This is a genomic window from Kluyvera ascorbata (assembly GCF_023195735.1).
GTDB lineage: Bacteria > Pseudomonadota > Gammaproteobacteria > Enterobacterales > Enterobacteriaceae > Kluyvera > Kluyvera ascorbata.
The window spans coordinates 2733976-2749522 of record NZ_CP096201.1; the positions used below are offsets into that span (position 1 = coordinate 2733976).

The following is a 15547-nucleotide window of genomic DNA, read 5'->3' on the forward strand; positions in this document are numbered from 1 at the left end:
TCAGGCAGGCTGTTGAGCGTCAGGACTGAGGTTGGCCCGGAGACGTCGCGCTGGTAGGAAGTTCTGGCAAAAAATTTCCCAGGCTATCGGCGACCACCCGCGCCACCAGCTGCAGCATCGTCATCAGGTCGATATCATCGAACATCAGTGTGCCGCTGCGCATGATAGGGGTCCAGGTGGTACCCTGCTGGCGAACGACAACCGACAGACAGGGGTGAATGATCGCGTTGGTGTCTTCCTCGCTCAGGTCGGAGATTTCCTGCGCGATACGCGGCAGCACTTTATCCAGCACCGGGGACAATGCCTCCATATTCGCGCCTTCAAATTTCCCGTCCGCTGGCAGCAGCTCACGAACGCTGCCCATGTCAGCCATCAGGCTGGCGAGCACCGGCAGCAATTTACGCGATACCCGCAGTTGCGCGAATACATCCAGCTTAGGAGCCTGGTAATTCACGCCTTTGATTTGACATTCCATCTGTTAAAACTCCCCAAGCAGTTCATCAATCTTACCACCGTCAAAGACCCACGATACTGTGCTTCCGTCTTTGGCGTTGGCAAAGTCAGGCTGTTTCTGGAACGCGACACTACGCGCCGTGACGACGTCACCACTTACCTTATTTCGGATAAGGATCACGTTATTCCCCCAGGTTGCAGAGGACTGGCTCTGTGCGTTGTACATCAGAGACAACTTCTTGTTGGTTGGCGATGTTTTGAGGTAGTTGACGGTGATCGTACCGCTTTTGTCCGCGTGTAGGCTATGCATCACCTCACCGTCAGCGCCGATGGTCATGGTGTTCTTCGGGCCGCCCATCGCAACGACGATACCTTCCTCTGAGTTAGCAGAGCCATAACCAAGTTCAATAGAACCCGTTGGACCTGTCAGCGTTGCCGTGACGTCCATAAAAGAATATGTAGGCATTTTCGCTCCTTAACGAACAACGGTGATTGCTACAGAGGAATAGTGCACAGCACCGGCCAGTTTTGCGGCAACCTGAATCTGGACACCTTTGCGCGCCTCGCGGTCCGCCTGCAACTGGTCATCCACGCTCGGCGCGTACATGTAGTAGCCTTTGGTCAGCGTGTCGCCCGTATTTAACTGACCAATCGGGCCGCCAGTCCATTTCCCTGGCGCAAACAGACCGTTGTTCACAGCCTGGTCGAGAACCTGCTCGATGTTCGCCATGCGGGTAGTAGTGCCGGCGTCGGTCTGTGGGATTTTGGTGGTGCTGGTGTACAGCGTGTTGTAATCCGTCGTCTGCACGGTGTTCTGCAACCAGTCCAGACCGTGGCGTTCGTCGAAGAAATCGCCGTTCGCCATTACGCCCTGCTCGAGGATGGCGGTGTCGTTTTCGTAGTACACGTAAACGTTACAGTTCTTGGCTTCCAGCGCATTGGCCTGAGAGGTGCCGATGGTCTCGTAAGTAACACCCGGCTCCTGCTTGAATTTCAGGGTGATTGTGGTGTTGCTGCCGTTGAAGTCGACAGTGAACGCACGCCCGAACGCCGACAGCGCCGCGTAGCGGCTGGTTGAGGAATACTGGATAAACGAACGGCTGTACTTAGCGGCTTTCATCTTAGAAGCCAGATCGGTAGACACCGAGGCATCCATGACAGTGGCATCAGCAGACGTCAGCGCCAGAATGCGCGACACCGTCGCAGACTCAATCGCGGCACATACAGGCAGAATATCCGCATCAGAGGGGTAATCCGCTTCCGGCACAGCCAGATGCAGACCGTACCAGGAGTTGTAATCCAGCAGCGCGTTAACCGCTTCGAGCAGTGTTTCAGCCGTACCTGATTCAGCAGAAGTCAGGGAATCAACCCAGCGGCCGACATAGAGCTGCGTCGGCTGCGGAGACTGCGAAAACCAGATGGTGGCCGCAGCGTACTCTTCACTATCCACGCCGAAGTCGTCACCGATATCATCCGGAGAAGAATAGACACGCAGTCGTTCGCTAATTGGGATAACTGTCGAGTTACCCAGGATAAGCATCGAACCGAAGTTGCGCCCCTGCGCAGCTTTGGCCGACAGTGTTACGGCCGTATTCGCAACACGGTTTAACGGCAAACCTTTCGTCGCCATAGTCAGTCTCCGGTAGAAATCGTGACGTCGCCGTCAACGATGGATTTAATGTTGTATGTCCGGACGTTTTTCCGGTTGAGGGTAACAGTAAGGTCGTAGCGCCTGACCCACTGGTTATTGATGAGTTCGGGCAGGTTGTAGATGGTTCCGGCCTCCACCAGCGAAAGGCCTACGCGGTTGAGCTCAGCGTTGTTTTGCTCTACGAAAATTCCGGCGCGAAACGTCGAGGCTGTACTATTACCGTTGGGCCCATAGAAGCAGCAAATGACCGTGACTTTTTCCCACGTCCACTGCTGAGACTCAGTATCTGAAATCTGAACGTCAGCCTGGCTGAGTGGTTGCGGGATGGTGGTAATACCGAAACCACACCACGTCGTGCCATTATTGGGTATCTTCCGTTGAGGGTCGGTCCAGCGAGGAAAGACAACTTCTGCAGGTAGCCCAGATACGCCTCGGATCCAGCGGCTAATCTCTCGCTCCAGATCCTCGTCATATTTAGGTAAATCCCCGACGGGTGTCAGATACCCGGGTGTTGTGCTGTCATTACTCAACTGGGGTTACCTCCGTCAAAGTCCACCAGCTCACAATGCGCCTGGACAAACCCAGCGCCATAGCTGATGTAAGGATCAACAAAGGTCACTCGATAGTTTCGTCCGTTGTAAGTCACCACATCGGCGTCCAGTTCTGGGTCAGAACCGTTAGCCGTCTGCCCCTGTGTTAAGCGAAATTGCGTCACAATCAGAATCGCACCGTTGATGTTCTGCCCTGCGGCCATGCGCTTTGCTTCCAGCGCACGGTCGACGGTCACCACCCCACTAAATGGAATATCCTGCACCGTGTTCGTCGCGAAATTATCGCTGTCCGTCGTCTGTATTTGGCGATGACATACCAGGGTGGTATCCATGAAGTCAGGGTCAAGGAGGACGTCTGTAACATCAAGGAATGGCATTATCGTTTCCTCACAACATAGTTTATTGAACGCAGAAGGTAGCCATGTGCATACAGTGGCTTATCGCCGGGTATGCCCTCAGCACGTCGACGTTCAAGGGTTTTCTCAGAAAGAGGATGCAGTCGATCACCAGCACCGATCACCGCTTTTGACGCATCACGGGCAATCTGCCCGGCTTTCTCCAGCTCCCGCTCTGCCGCTTCCGCTTTACCATCAAGGGCCAGCGACGCCGCCGCTTTCAGGTGTTCCGTGGTGCGGGGTTTTGAATCCTCGATCCCCATATCCAGAAAAGGACGCGGGTGAAGTGTGACCGTCGTCCCGTCGATTTCCACCGTCGCGCCAGTCGACTGGAGATAGCCCAGTTCCGCGTTATTCATCGGGGAACCGTCTTCACGCCCAGCCTTGTCCTCAGGAATACCCACCAGCACATCCATGCTGGACAGTTGTTGGAGGGATTCCAGAACAGCCGCGGCATTATCAGCGCGAACCGTTAACCCACTTTTCATTACGGCGTCCCCAGCTGAATCGCCCCGGCACCGAATATCATCAGGTATTCCCAGAATTCAGCGCCGTAGCGAGTGTTATTCCAGAAGCCTGCATCAGGATTCAGCGTCGTGCTGGCGTCATAACTGACAGAAACCTTGTCCACTGATTTTGATGTCTGCACCCCACTGTTCGCACCACCAGCGGTACCCACCGCGGCCCCGCGCATATCAGCAGCATAAAGAGCCATGTAGTGCGCCACGAATAACTCAACGACATAGGGGAAAATGTCTTCACCAAACCGAGATTCACTCATCAACACATCCGCCAGAGAGAGACGGGCCTTAATCATCAGCGTGGGGTATTTGGTTTCATCAGAGAACTGCGGGAAGTCTGCGCGGAATTTCTCAGGCGTCGGCAGGCTTTTGTTTTTTGCCATTAGCTTTAGCCTCTGCGAGTTGCTCTTCAAGCTCGGCAATGCGGACAGCCTGCTCTTCCACCAGCGCTTCAAGCTCGGCAGTGCGCGGGTCATCATCAAGCGCCGGGGCTTCACCGTCAGGCGAGCAGTGTGCTTTCACAAACCAGTGATCCGCCACGTCGCTTTCAACATCATGAAATCCTGCGGCAAAAGCGGTAATACTGGCGCCATCGTTAAAATTAAACGGGGTCAGTACATAGATTTTCTTTTTCATCGCAAATCCTCAGAGATCAGCCCCGTTTCCGGGGCTACAGGCTTAGATGCCGTCCATGTAGTTCAGGGTTTCCGGATAGACCGGTTCAACGGCACCCAGCTTGCCGTAATAGGTCACCAGCTGGTAAATGCCGCGGTACTGGATCGGAACGCTCTGCAGAGGGACCATCGGGAAGCGGACAAACTTTTTATCGTTCGTGTACGCAACCATGCGGTCTTTGTTTGCAACGCCGCGACCGATAGCCCATTTCACCGGGCGGATGTTCAGCGGTTTGCCGTTCTGATGGAAAGCGATTGTGTTGGTCTCCAGGTAGGTCAGCAGAGACTGGTTACCCGCAGAAGAAACAATCGTGCTTGCCAGGAAGGAATACTGGTCCGGCGGGATCAGCAGGTCTTCAGGCACCTTGGAATACGCGGAGCGGGTCCACGCATTGCTCAGCACCTGGTTGATGGCTGCGCGAATTTCGTCAGGGGAGGATGTTGCGAAAGTCTTCGCCGCGTTTGTCGGCGTGACCTGCGACAGTTTCAGCAGACCTTTGGCACCTTTGGCCGCATCCCCGATATACACCTGCTCGTCGGTGTCCATGTTCCACTTCAGCTGCATGCCGTCGTACTTCTGGGTGTCAATCGGACGACCAACCTGAGCGGCCGCAGCGAGTTCAACCACGGTCCAGCCCAACTCCATCCCCCACAGTTCCAGAGGAAAACCTGTTTTTGTGATATCGACATTCAGCCCTGAGATGGCAGTGGCTAACTGGTTGATCCAGTTTTTACCGTTTGAGTTCGGAGAGCCTGCGGCCGCAAACGTGGTGTTGGTGAAAGAGCTCATCTCATCCGCGATAGAAACATCCTCACGCAGTTCGATATCGCGACTCCACGTCTGGGATGTCAGCGGCAGGTTCAGCCCCTGGTCGAGTCGCTCAAGCTCGTGAACCAGAAAAGCACCAGTGCTGTCGACTGTTGCCTGATCGAAGGTCATTGGCATTTGTCATGCTCCCTTAAATGTTATATGCCAGTTCAATGTTGCCATCGGCGTCGCCGGGACCATTGAAATAGGCGTTGGTGATCTGAACGGTGTTTGTATCGTCAGCAGCCGCGAGGAAAGCACCCAGTGGGCTTGCAGCGGTCGGAGTACCTACGCGCATAAATACCGGGGCATATAGCGCGACAGAAGAGGCGTCACCGCCGATGTTAACCGTGACATAGCCGCGTTTCAGATTGTCGCCGGCAAAGTTGTAGCCAGTGCCAACCTGGCGAATCTTGTCAGGCTGTGAAGCTGTCGGGTAAGGGCGAACAAAAATTCCCGCCATCACAGTGACCGGATCGTCCGCTTCAACAGGCACGAACTTGCCCCCGACAATCTTTCCCCCCAGTCCATATGCCGGGAAGGGTTTTGTTGCATCGAGAATATGCGGCTCTACAGTTAAATCCTGCGGGCGTGAAATCGCCCCGGCAATGCCCGCAGGCATCCGGTAAAGAATGGTGTTAGCCATGTTTTAGCCTCGTTTAGCCCAGAGTTCTTTCGCGGCTTTATTGATTTCCGCGATAGATTTTGTGGTTTTGGTGGTCATCGTGCGGAAACTGTCGACAGTCTGCGCGGCAGTATTGCGGTTTTTAGCCAGTTCAGAAACAGCGTTGAATGCCATATCTACGGTGGCTTTTTTCAGGCCGGTAACATCCACATCACCTACGATGGAGCGAACCAGCGTCTGATCGGCAGCGGCAAGGATCTGACGTTTAAACGCCGTAGGCTTCGCTTTCGTCGGAAGCTGAATACCCGGTTGAATCAGGTCGGCACGGTAAGCGGCATCACCTGTCACTGCGCCTTCCACCTCGCCTTTTTCGTCCTCATCCTCATCGACCGTGGTCGGCGCAGTCGGGGTGAGCTTTGCCACTGCGGCAATCAGCGCCTTACCCCATGCCGGGATATCCTCTTCTGCATCGGTAGTTACGGGCAGCGTCGGTGCAGGCATCGGGGCCTGAGGCGCGAGGTTAATCACTACCCCGCCAGGCGTCACGGATGACGTCACATCGTCGTTATCACCAGTCATATTGTCCGGCGGGTTATCGATCAGGTTCGCCATTTCGGCGGCGTCGTTGGTTTTACGGGCCTTTAAAAGCCGGTTAAACCAGTTTTTAGTCGTGCTAGGCATAGCATCCCCTATTTTGCAGCGGAAACCGGCCCGCCCGTTCGGGACAAGGGCCAGATGGTTACCGGTTATCGCGGACTGCTTTGCGAGACCCGGTGAGATTTGTTCATAGTCAGCGTCATAACCACAACTGACCTCATCGTCACCATCGTCGATGGCCTGTAACCCCTCGGGGGTTTTAACGATGACATCAGCAAGCAACAGGTCGGAATCTGAACCTTTCCCGCGCCTGACGTTCTGAATGTGTCCGTTGGCTAATTGGCGCCAGTTTTCCGGAGTGACAAAGATAATTTCCCCGTTGAAGTCACGAGGGTGACCGACTGTCACCGCCATACCTTCAAAGGACGCCATTGCACGTTGGCTAAAGACCTCTTCTGGCGTGCGTCTGACAATCACCTTCCCTCGAGCATCCGGCACCAGCTCTGGGCGTTCGGTAGCGTCATATTCCTGCTCGCCAGTACGCCCGATCGGCACGTCTTTAAAGAGCACCGAGCCATCAGCCAACTGGTAACGGGTGTTCCCTAGCCGTGTTTTAAAGAAATATTTCATGGGTTACCTGCTCAATTACGGGCAACAAAAAAGGCCGCTTAGTTCGCGACCTTGCGAGATGGGATAAATGTTCAAAATAGCGGGCTATTTAACATAAGGGCTCTTACACGCCCTGGCGAAAATGGACTCGATTAAAATGTCACCTCAAAGCAGTAAAACCAGCTATTTTCCGGATGGAAACAGCGCATTTTCGAGAACAACATTTTTACAACATTTCGCGGGTTTGGTAGTTCAGCCAAAATGACAGTGATAAACCGCGTTTTTCACATCATTGACGCAGGACACCAACTACAGGAGAGGGTTAATTTATTTCAGGCCCGCTGTATCGAAATTGAATGGCGAATGCCTGTATCGACGTAGCTTTCTGCCATACGATTCTTTCAACGACATCACAATGTGGTGAATAGCGCTTTATGTTCTGTCTCATTTCAACGAAAAGGACAGGTGTTTTCATGAACCCAACTTCAAACCTGAATTTACCTGTCATTGCTGATGAGATAACAACGTTCGGTGGTGTTGCCATATCATTTCCTCGGCTCAGGTATCTGTACTTCTGACCAGCACTTGCAGTTAGGCAGGCATCCGGCGTGCCCGGTCATACCGTCGAGCGTTGGCGGGTTATCCCAGCGAACAAACACATCCTTCATCTTGCGATGTGACGGGCGGGTCCCGACCCCTTCAATGCGCCACCAGTAGCCCTCAGAACCGACCGATAACGCTCTGGCTTGCGTCAGTGCTCCGGTGGCCCTTCCAATCTCAGTACGCGCAATAAGCTGCGCCCTGCTGGCAGTCACACCACCAGACTGCATTATCATGTCGTAGAGCTGCTCCGGACGTTCACCGTTAACCACGGCTTCCATGGCACGCTGTTGTATGTCCATCACGCGATCTGCAGCTTCCAGAGGCAGGGACTTCATCAGTTGAATCTGCCGGTATACGATATCCTGCGCTACCATCCCGACTGGAGTGCTCCCCACAACATCGCGTAGACCAGCGGCGAGTTCTTCCGATACAGCTCGCCACTGACTCCATTCTTCGCGCTCGACCTGAACAAACATTTTACGGCCAACCATTTCCGCCCAGTCGCTAATGACGTCCGAATAGTCCACAAGGGTGCTGGCGGTTTTATCAGCGCTGGCCTGAGAACCATCGTAAATACCATTTACGATTTCCCCGATTTGGTTCGCTATCGCCAACAGGCTTTTGCGGTACTGTATTTCCGAACGTCGGCGGAGGGCTGGTTTCAGATTCATCCTCCGACCACTGGGCCTTCGCATGGTCGATATCCTCGTCAGTAATAGATGAGCCAATCCCCGTCACACGCGCCGTCTCCCTGAGATCGGTTAGTGCGGCGGCAGGAGACATTCCCAGTTCACGCACAGCGGTTGCCAGTGCAGTAGTGGTATTGGTCGCTACTGTCGAACGGTCAACGTCTGACATCTGCCATAGTGGATTAAATTCGAACGTAAAATCGTCAGGCAGCGGTTCGCCAAATTCTGAACGATGCAGCACGTCATAAAGCAACCGAACCGGTGCTCTAAGGGTGTTCTCCTGCTGAGCGCCAATATCGTCGTAGTAGTTAGCTAGATCTGAATCGCCCGTCGAAAACCCCTTCGGCGACTGTCGAAACAGGCGGACCAATGGAATACCAACAGCACCGGCGATGTCTTCTTTAAACTCACTCAACAGGTCTGACAACCCAGCGAACGAGTAGGAATGCGTCTCGAAGGTATCTTCAGCATCAAAGAGAGACATTCCCTCGTTGGTCTGGAACTCACGAACCATATCCATCTGTTTTATCAGAGCTTCGAATGGCTTCCCGCCCATGGCGATAATTTCACGAAGCTTCTTAATTTTTGCTGTGCGCAAGTGTGCTTTGTAAGCCAACTGCGCTGCGCCAACGCTTGTGCTGTCATACGATGTCAGTCGGTCGAAGATCCGCTCAACAACGGACATCCCCCATTCATTTTCCGTGAGTGCCTGCTGATACGGTAGAGTTATGCCATCCATGCGAATCAAGCGGCTATAGTTTACTGTCCAGGGGGGAATACCTTGCGCCGAGGTAACGATATCGTAAGTTTCAGGCTTGCCGAGCTCAGGCCCGAGAGTCTTGATACGGCGCCCAAGGTTCGGGTTAATCATCCAGCGGTCGAGCACGGCCAGCCCTTTAAAGCTGCCTTTCCCTACTTTATCCAGCACCAGTGGGGTAAGCGGGGCCTGCCCCTCAATGAGGATCAACCCCACGGCGCCGCCGTACAGTCTTGACCATTTCAGCACCTGGTTCAGTCTTTCCCAGAGTTTCAACTCTTCAAACCTGGCTTCCAGAATCCCCCGGCGCTTCGGGTCAATTTCGCTGGTTATCCTGGCCCCTTTTTTCGTCATATCGTCAGGCTTTGCATCAACCGCGACACCGATAATCCATGATGAACGATATGCCCACTCCACCAGCAGACGGTTGCGGCTGGTGTAATTGGCACGATAGGTTGATGCTGCATGCTGATTTGGTTGCTGCAGGCCAACGCGAGCAACAAAGTTATCGTAAGAGTCCGCTGTGGCGACTCTTCCTGTTTTTTTCGCCATAACGGTCACGCTCCGAGTTTGGACCAGATATCGAGAGAAGAATCCATCGGCGCGTAATTAATCATTACGGAATCCGCCAGGTTCGGTGATTTAGTGCCTTCGGGTTGTTTATCGACGAGAATTTTCCCGACGGCATTTCTTGACCATGTCGGCTGTGAAAGCTCCATCAACAGGCGCTCCTTGTTCTCTATCTCGCTGCTGATTGAAATAATTTCGTCCGGGTTGTAGTCCATCCCGTTCAGCGCGCGGAAGGTATTACGGAACAGCTTGCGGAGATGCCACCAGCTCTGTGCTTTGGCAGTCGCGAAGAAGTCTTTATTGAGGCGTGCCGCTTTACCGTTATCACCCGGCACCGCTTCGTCATCAGGATCAAATACGCCGCCGCTGCCACGGAAAGGTGTAGCCGTTATCGTACTTCGGCCTTCATCCCGTCTAGCTTCGTTAATCACACGAGCATCGCCACGCGCACCGGCCCCAAGGCCATCTTCATCGAAACGGAATTCATCAAGCCCGTAGTCGTCACAGTAACCGAAGGATTTAACCACTGAGGCGTAGATGTCGCTCCCCTCGCCTGACCATTCGTGTACGCCCTGCAGGAGGAAGCCATAACGGGCAGAAAAGCCGTTTTTATCTTTCCCTTCATCGGCGATATCCATTGCGCCAAGTCGCTGGCCGCTGGGCTGAATACCCAGTTTGATATGAGCGTCAACGGCGGCCTGTACCCACTCAGAAGGGATCAGGATGCCTTCTGTTGATGCCAGGTAGTTCAGGTCTAGTTCCTGAGCAACGATGACCGGGTCATCAATTTTCAGGCACTCATTCCGGTACCATTCATCATCTTTGCGCGGGTCGCTGCGCCAGTGGAACGTGAATACCGGGATTTTCCCGCCATGACGTTTACGGGCGAATGGGTTATTCATTCCGTTGACCGATGAGAGGTCTATACGGCAGCGAGTGGTTTGGGAGAGCGCGGCATCGATAAGGAACGGTCGCTGCAGGAACGCCGATTCATCGATAAAGTGCATAGTGGTCCTGTCACCACGTCCGATATTGTCGCCGGCCTCACCTGTCATGACGGAGCCGCTGTCGGGAAACTCTATTCGCATGTAAGGCGCATTTTTCTTTTCGTTCCAGCTGCCACGAAATTCAGCAGGGAGCAAAGATATAAATTTTCTGGCTTTCCAGAACAACGCTTTCGGGCTGCCGGTGCTGTCCACGTACTCTTCTTTACGGGAGCCGAAGCCAATAACCATTTCCCGGTTAAACAAGCAAAGCGAACACGCCAGACCTATCGATGTCCAGCTGAGCCCCATCTCGCGACTCTTTTCAGTGATTCCGTTTTCGAGTTTCTTACGGCGGTCCATTATCCAGTGGATCCATTCCTCCTGTTTCGGGAACAGCAAAAACGGGATGGATACTGGCAGACCGTAGTCAAGGTTACGGGGGTCAGTGGTCATGCCCCAGTCGATAATGAACTGGGCCGGGTTATCCCGGTAGAACTGGCGGAGCACTGGCAGCATTTCAGGCGCTTTCCTGATCCGCTCCAGCCTCTCCATTCGCCACTCAAACACGGCGTTATAGTCCGGTTTGCGGAAGTCGAAGGGGAACGGAATCGGCACAGAAAAATTCCTTAAATTGGTCCCCATTTAACATAATGGACGTTACCCGCACCAGCCGGATCACGCCCACGCTGAAATGGCCGCGAGTGCCTTATTTCATGCGGATAAGTCGTCAAAATGGGGTGAATAAAACATGCATAAAACGGGTCAAAAAATGCATAGGCTTTTTTCTGAATAAAACGCCTGTTTTTGCATTTTTAGCCCAGGAAGGTTTTGTACTGCTCAGCAGCTTCCTGTGGGGTGAGGCTCGCGGTTTCCGGCTTGCCAGTAGACTGCCCAGCCAGCAAGACTTCGATTTTCTTCGGTGTATCTAGTTCCATCATCAGCGTATCAGGAACATTTATCCCCTCAGCCTCAAGCAACTGCGCCGCCTGCAATGCTGTGTACTCACCGGATACCTTGCGTTTCATGACGTCGCGGAGTACATCACGTTGGCGGTCCTCCTCCCCGTACACACTCCGCCCAAGTCCTAAAGCTTTAGCGAACACGGCCACGTCATTGTGCGTAGGTAATACGTCCTCGACGGTCGTTTTCACTCCATCCGGGGATTTGGTAATCACCTTTCGCTTTCTGACATCGAGACTCTTAGCAGCAACGCTGTTAATCCTCTCCATGAGAACCTCGCGGGCCTCAGTGAATGCGCGGTTAAAATCGGCATGTTCCTTACGCCAGTTGCGTATGGTTGCCTCGTCGATTTCCAGCCGCTGGGCGACCATACGATTTGAAATCTTGTTACGGGCTAACGCCATGTCCATAACGGTGCTGACGTAGGCCTTTTTAAAGCTATTTTTTCGGGCCATACGCTTACCTGTGATCGGGTGCTGTTTATATTTTGTTCAAAATCATTTTTCCGCATTTTGCGTGCGGAATAATTCTGAGAAAAAAATCGCTCCGGGACCGCAAGCCTGCTGGGTTTGAGTGCGGAATTAAAAACTCAAAAAAATGCGGAGTTATCGAGATTTCGTGAAAACTGCGATTTCATGCCCTGAGCCCGCTTAGAATGGGGATATAGTGGATCGCTATACCATTTCCATTTTGTAGGTAGTTCAGTCGAGATCCATATCTACAGACTCATTAAAAAGATGACCGTAAACATCGATGGTGATCCTGATACTCGAGTGCCCTATCAGGCGTGAAATCTTCATGATATCCACTCCCTTATCAGCCAGGCGAGAAACGGCAAAATGCCTTAGGTGATGGAAGCATCTGATATCGAAAGCCTGAAGCGATTTATACAGCGGCCCCTGAGTACCGTAACAGGTCGATAACGGCCCTCCGGTAAAATGATTTGCCACGAGAGGATGTGTCGTCCCGATGCGGGATTTATCCAACAAATCAAACAGCTCGCGAGGCATTCTTACCCGACGTTCTACGCCACGTTTCAGACCATCACAAATAACGCCATCAACTACGTGGCGACGGATGTGTATCCAGTCCTCAGAGACATCAGCGTAAGTAACAGCGAGAACTTCACCAATTCGCAAGCCACAGATGCCCAACCAACAGGCGATACGTTCGCGATGCGGCGCTTCATCCAGCAATTGCCGAACGGTGGCTTTTGATGGAATGGTGATAGGTTTACGCTTCCGCTTCACAGACTTTTTAACTGGGTTAAAGCTAATAAGCTTCTTTTCGAGCAAAAGAAAGTAAGCAGAGCGAACCCATCTATGGCAGCCGGCCCGAACTGACTCAGCGATATCATGATGGGTAATGCTTGAAATATTTCTACCCAGAATATCGCCGTCTATTGCGAGTATGTCATGGCGACATTTTTTGTAGCTGGATAGTCTTATCTGGTTCGTCTCAACTTTATTGAACTGATGACCAAGGAAAAACATTAACAGCTTCTTGAAGTTCCACGAGCTATCGAGAACGCTCCAATTTGCTGTTCGAGAATCCAGCTCAATATTCTGTTTTTCCCAGAAAAGGTGTGCCGCGGCGTCAATATTATTAAATATACGACGCCGTCCATGCCCGGATTTTTCATCCTTCCAGTGAACATAATATTTTGATTGTCCGCTGGCATCTGTTGAGTGTTTTATCGATGCCATGCAGGTCAATCCTCTTTCAAAAAAAATCATTATCGAGACCACTCAGCGAATGGCCTCTGTAATGCTGCTTTAGTCTTTTTGTTCCGAAAGCGGGAGGATGGTGAAGTGCGATACATCGTCTACACAAACAGATACGGATCCTTTCATCTCAACAGTTGCAGCAACGTGAAAAAATCCCTTTTGGACAGGAACCGTATCACCGTTGTCTAAGTACCCAACAACGACGCCACCCTGCTTTTTGTGAAACGCCACACTGTGCAATTCAGCCACCAGGCTACCCCTTCTTTTTTTTCGGCTACGTTGTCGCGTGCAATAGACAGGAAAAATTTAACAATTAGCCCCACCAGGACGTAAATCACAGCGGTGAACACCCAGCCTGAATAAGCCAGTAGAATTGTGATAGAAACGAGGCATACCCACTGGATGCCGCGCATCACCTTTGAACGTCGCTTCGTCGCATCCCTGACGAGGTCAATCAGTTTCTGTTTTGCTGCTTCATCACTCGTATGGTCTTTAGCAACGCTCAGAACCATAATCAGCGCGCCCATAAATAGGCCGAGGAAGATTACAACCCAATATGCAGCCACAGAAATACCAATCAGCTGTTGATTATCGATTATAGCGCTATACGCCAGCAGACTTAGCAGCGCATAAGAACCAATATTCATCAGCGACTTAGTTAAAAAACTCTTCATTGCGTTTCCTTTTAGAGGTGAGCCTGCCGTACAGGAATGCCGCCCGAGAGAGGTCGCCACCTTTAACGGCGTTCCTCAGGCTCACTGCTGAAAGACTCTCTTAGATGGCGCGTACGATGCGCATAAAAAAGCCCCGCTATTGCGAGACTGTTGTCTGTAGGCTTAATTAAAAATGAAAATTCTGAAAAGTAGGCCAGTTAATGATTAAAACCCACACTAACAATAGTTATTTGTTATGTTGGTACCCTGTTATTTGTGTGTTGATACTTGCCCCATTCTTTGCTCCTGGGGCTTTTTTTTGCAATAGGCTAATTCAGGCATTGTGTGCGGATATAGTCCTGCAGGTAGCTCACTTGCCCGGTGATGGTTGTTATTCGCTCTCTGAGGGTGAAATAATCCCGTTCAGCGGAGTTAGTAAGTCGGGGGGTGGAAGCATCGCCCATGCCGCCGGGGCTGGTCGCTCCGTTCGCGGGACATCTGGCGTTGACGTGCAACCCACACTTGCCAGCGCTAACGCAACGCTGCAAATCATCAAGCTGCTTTTTCGCATCAGCTAAGTCCTTCGTGTATCTGGCATCCAGCTCAGCAACATCGCGCTGGCGGGTCTCCATGTCTTTGATCGTAGCGTTAGCCAGGGTCAGCTTTTCAGTGGCTTTATCGCGCTGGTCTTTGTAGGTGATGGCGTTATCGCGATAGTGGTTAACCGCCCAACCAAGCGACGCGATAACGCAGATGACCACAGCGATGATTATTGTGGTTAACCTGCTCATTCCTGCCCCCACATACACACCTCACGCTCAATCTCACGGCGTGTCATCAACCCCACCCACTTCTTCTTCCCGGCGTAAATCCAGACGCGAAGTTGATCACATGCGCCTTTCGTATCGCCCAGGTTAATTTTGCGTAGCAGCGTAGAGGTTTTGAAGTTACCAGCGCCGACGTTGTACACGAACGAATAAAGCGCGCCGCGCATTGTTGCCGGGATAGGAACCTTGATGTAAGGGTCAATCTGGCGCGCCACAGTATTCAGGTCTTTTCTGAGAAGAATACGGCACTCAGCCTCGGTGTAGGTTTTCCCAAGCATGATGTCGCGGCCTGTATGCCCGTAACAAACTGTCCACTTATTTACCACATCCTGATAAGGCTGATAGCGCACGCCCTCCAGGCCATCATTACCAGTCGGGCCGGTAATCAGCGCGGAAGCGATGGCAATAGCTCCACCACCTACAGCAGACAACACATATTTTCTCAACGCAGGATTCATCATTCACCTGCCTTTTGCAGCGCATCAACAACAACACTGGCTGCTGCTGGTCGCTCGTGGTACGGCTTGTCGCTGACACCGTTCAAATAGTCATTGACCATTTTGGTGCGCTTCTCATCTTCTTTTCGTTTTCGACTGGCATCAACGCGACCGTTGATATATGACGCCAGTGATATAAGCAGACCTACAGCACCGAAGAACATGTAAATAACATCCTGGGTGGTAAAGCCCAGCGCTGCTGCAAAGGTCCCTACCCACGCAAAGAATTGCGTGAAGATATTCCCGGAGTCGTTCATTTTCATAGTCTCTCACCTCGCTATTTGGCGGGTGCTGTGTGTGTTGGAAAGGGGATCAGGCTCTCGGGCTGATTTAACAACAACACACGTCGGGGATGTTTCCCGGAGCCTGAAATAGAAAAGGCCCGCCGAAGCGA

21 protein-coding genes are annotated in these 15547 nt (G+C 52.3%); all 21 read right to left on the reverse strand.

Annotation, left to right across the window (positions count from 1 at the left end; translation table 11 throughout):
* Positions 1-19: 19 nt before the first annotated feature.
* On the reverse strand, positions 20-475 hold the full coding sequence (locus MY052_RS12985) for a phage tail assembly chaperone (protein ID WP_248537126.1): 456 nt from the start codon (positions 473-475) through the stop codon (positions 20-22).
* A 3-nt stretch (positions 476-478) separates the two neighbouring features.
* Entirely contained in the window at positions 479-919 is a 441-nt protein-coding gene (locus tag MY052_RS12990) for a DUF3277 family protein (protein WP_115074266.1), read from the reverse strand.
* A gap of 9 nt (positions 920-928) precedes the next feature.
* Positions 929-2083 (reverse strand): DUF3383 family protein, encoded by a 1155-nt coding sequence (locus MY052_RS12995; protein ID WP_248537127.1) that lies wholly within the window; start codon positions 2081-2083, stop codon positions 929-931.
* Between the two features lie 2 nt (positions 2084-2085).
* Positions 2086-2634: a phage neck terminator protein gene (locus MY052_RS13000; RefSeq protein WP_248537128.1), complete on the reverse strand. Its 549-nt coding sequence runs from the start codon at positions 2632-2634 to the stop codon at positions 2086-2088.
* Entirely contained in the window at positions 2631-3032 is a 402-nt protein-coding gene (locus MY052_RS13005) for a head-tail adaptor (RefSeq protein ID WP_115074272.1), read from the reverse strand. The genes MY052_RS13000 and MY052_RS13005 overlap by 4 nt, the downstream gene beginning before the upstream one ends.
* Positions 3032-3538 carry a hypothetical protein gene (locus tag MY052_RS13010; protein ID WP_115074274.1) on the reverse strand — a complete coding sequence of 169 codons (507 nt, stop codon included), beginning with the start codon at positions 3536-3538 and terminating at the stop codon, positions 3032-3034. The genes MY052_RS13005 and MY052_RS13010 overlap by 1 nt, the downstream gene beginning before the upstream one ends.
* Positions 3538-3954, reverse strand: coding sequence for a DUF4054 domain-containing protein (locus MY052_RS13015; protein WP_115074276.1), 417 nt, complete (start codon positions 3952-3954; stop codon positions 3538-3540). The genes MY052_RS13010 and MY052_RS13015 overlap by 1 nt, the downstream gene beginning before the upstream one ends.
* Complete coding sequence (locus tag MY052_RS13020; protein ID WP_115074279.1) at positions 3923-4207, reverse strand: STY1053 family phage-associated protein; 285 nt, start codon at positions 4205-4207, stop codon at positions 3923-3925. The genes MY052_RS13015 and MY052_RS13020 overlap by 32 nt, the downstream gene beginning before the upstream one ends.
* Positions 4208-4249: 42 nt before the next feature.
* Entirely contained in the window at positions 4250-5191 is a 942-nt protein-coding gene (locus MY052_RS13025; RefSeq protein ID WP_248537129.1) for a DUF2184 domain-containing protein, read from the reverse strand.
* 13 nt (positions 5192-5204) lie between these two features.
* Positions 5205-5699: a structural cement protein Gp24 gene (locus tag MY052_RS13030; protein ID WP_248537130.1), complete on the reverse strand. Its 495-nt coding sequence runs from the start codon at positions 5697-5699 to the stop codon at positions 5205-5207.
* Between the two features lie 3 nt (positions 5700-5702).
* On the reverse strand, positions 5703-6905 hold the full coding sequence (locus MY052_RS13035) for a DUF2213 domain-containing protein (RefSeq protein WP_115074286.1): 1203 nt from the start codon (positions 6903-6905) through the stop codon (positions 5703-5705).
* 301 nt (positions 6906-7206) lie between these two features.
* Positions 7207-7428, reverse strand: coding sequence for a hypothetical protein (locus MY052_RS13040; protein ID WP_248537131.1), 222 nt, complete (start codon positions 7426-7428; stop codon positions 7207-7209).
* Position 7429: 1 nt separating this feature from the next.
* The gene (locus MY052_RS13045; protein WP_338033456.1) at positions 7430-7978 is read right to left on the reverse strand and encodes a phage head morphogenesis protein; all 549 of its coding nucleotides are present in this window, start codon (positions 7976-7978) and stop codon (positions 7430-7432) included.
* 55 nt (positions 7979-8033) lie between these two features.
* On the reverse strand, positions 8034-9485 hold the full coding sequence (locus MY052_RS13050; RefSeq protein ID WP_248537132.1) for a DUF1073 domain-containing protein: 1452 nt from the start codon (positions 9483-9485) through the stop codon (positions 8034-8036).
* Between the two features lie 5 nt (positions 9486-9490).
* Positions 9491-11104, reverse strand: a complete 1614-nt coding sequence (locus tag MY052_RS13055; RefSeq protein ID WP_248537133.1) for a terminase large subunit — start codon at positions 11102-11104, stop codon at positions 9491-9493.
* A gap of 197 nt (positions 11105-11301) precedes the next feature.
* Positions 11302-11904, reverse strand: a complete 603-nt coding sequence (locus MY052_RS13060) for a hypothetical protein (protein WP_248537134.1) — start codon at positions 11902-11904, stop codon at positions 11302-11304.
* 246 nt (positions 11905-12150) lie between these two features.
* The gene (locus MY052_RS13065) at positions 12151-13155 is read right to left on the reverse strand and encodes a tyrosine-type recombinase/integrase (protein ID WP_248537135.1); all 1005 of its coding nucleotides are present in this window, start codon (positions 13153-13155) and stop codon (positions 12151-12153) included.
* Between the two features lie 206 nt (positions 13156-13361).
* Positions 13362-13850 carry a hypothetical protein gene (locus MY052_RS13070; protein WP_248537136.1) on the reverse strand — a complete coding sequence of 163 codons (489 nt, stop codon included), beginning with the start codon at positions 13848-13850 and terminating at the stop codon, positions 13362-13364.
* 308 nt (positions 13851-14158) lie between these two features.
* The gene (locus tag MY052_RS13075) at positions 14159-14620 is read right to left on the reverse strand and encodes a lysis protein (RefSeq protein ID WP_248537137.1); all 462 of its coding nucleotides are present in this window, start codon (positions 14618-14620) and stop codon (positions 14159-14161) included.
* Positions 14617-15114, reverse strand: a complete 498-nt coding sequence (locus MY052_RS13080) for a lysozyme (protein WP_248538941.1) — start codon at positions 15112-15114, stop codon at positions 14617-14619. Before MY052_RS13080 ends, MY052_RS13075 begins: the two co-directional genes overlap by 4 nt.
* Positions 15114-15416 (reverse strand): hypothetical protein, encoded by a 303-nt coding sequence (locus MY052_RS13085; protein ID WP_115074299.1) that lies wholly within the window; start codon positions 15414-15416, stop codon positions 15114-15116. The genes MY052_RS13080 and MY052_RS13085 overlap by 1 nt, the downstream gene beginning before the upstream one ends.
* Between the last annotated feature and the right edge of the window lie 131 nt (positions 15417-15547).

Bases quoted from the DNA above. Each gene is read 5' to 3' on its own strand.
- MY052_RS12985 (WP_248537126.1), bottom strand. From the start codon at position 475: ATGGAATGTCAAATCAAAGGCGTGAATTACCAGGCTCCTAAGCTGGAT.
- MY052_RS12990 (WP_115074266.1), bottom strand. From the start codon at position 919: ATGCCTACATATTCTTTTATGGACGTCACGGCAACGCTGACAGGTCCA.
- MY052_RS12995 (WP_248537127.1), bottom strand. From the start codon at position 2,083: ATGGCGACGAAAGGTTTGCCGTTAAACCGTGTTGCGAATACGGCCGTA.
- MY052_RS13005 (WP_115074272.1), bottom strand. From the start codon at position 3,032: ATGCCATTCCTTGATGTTACAGACGTCCTCCTTGACCCTGACTTCATG.
- MY052_RS13010 (WP_115074274.1), bottom strand. From the start codon at position 3,538: ATGAAAAGTGGGTTAACGGTTCGCGCTGATAATGCCGCGGCTGTTCTG.
- MY052_RS13015 (WP_115074276.1), bottom strand. From the start codon at position 3,954: ATGGCAAAAAACAAAAGCCTGCCGACGCCTGAGAAATTCCGCGCAGAC.
- MY052_RS13020 (WP_115074279.1), bottom strand. From the start codon at position 4,207: ATGAAAAAGAAAATCTATGTACTGACCCCGTTTAATTTTAACGATGGC.
- MY052_RS13025 (WP_248537129.1), bottom strand. From the start codon at position 5,191: ATGCCAATGACCTTCGATCAGGCAACAGTCGACAGCACTGGTGCTTTT.
- MY052_RS13030 (WP_248537130.1), bottom strand. From the start codon at position 5,699: ATGGCTAACACCATTCTTTACCGGATGCCTGCGGGCATTGCCGGGGCG.
- MY052_RS13035 (WP_115074286.1), bottom strand. From the start codon at position 6,905: ATGAAATATTTCTTTAAAACACGGCTAGGGAACACCCGTTACCAGTTG.
- MY052_RS13040 (WP_248537131.1), bottom strand. From the start codon at position 7,428: ATGGCAACACCACCGAACGTTGTTATCTCATCAGCAATGACAGGTAAA.
- MY052_RS13045 (WP_338033456.1), bottom strand. From the start codon at position 7,978: ATGGTTGGCCGTAAAATGTTTGTTCAGGTCGAGCGCGAAGAATGGAGT.
- MY052_RS13050 (WP_248537132.1), bottom strand. From the start codon at position 9,485: ATGGCGAAAAAAACAGGAAGAGTCGCCACAGCGGACTCTTACGATAAC.
- MY052_RS13060 (WP_248537134.1), bottom strand. From the start codon at position 11,904: ATGGCCCGAAAAAATAGCTTTAAAAAGGCCTACGTCAGCACCGTTATG.
- MY052_RS13065 (WP_248537135.1), bottom strand. From the start codon at position 13,155: ATGGCATCGATAAAACACTCAACAGATGCCAGCGGACAATCAAAATAT.
- MY052_RS13070 (WP_248537136.1), bottom strand. From the start codon at position 13,850: ATGAAGAGTTTTTTAACTAAGTCGCTGATGAATATTGGTTCTTATGCG.
- MY052_RS13075 (WP_248537137.1), bottom strand. From the start codon at position 14,620: ATGAGCAGGTTAACCACAATAATCATCGCTGTGGTCATCTGCGTTATC.
- MY052_RS13080 (WP_248538941.1), bottom strand. From the start codon at position 15,114: ATGAATCCTGCGTTGAGAAAATATGTGTTGTCTGCTGTAGGTGGTGGA.
- MY052_RS13085 (WP_115074299.1), bottom strand. From the start codon at position 15,416: ATGAAAATGAACGACTCCGGGAATATCTTCACGCAATTCTTTGCGTGG.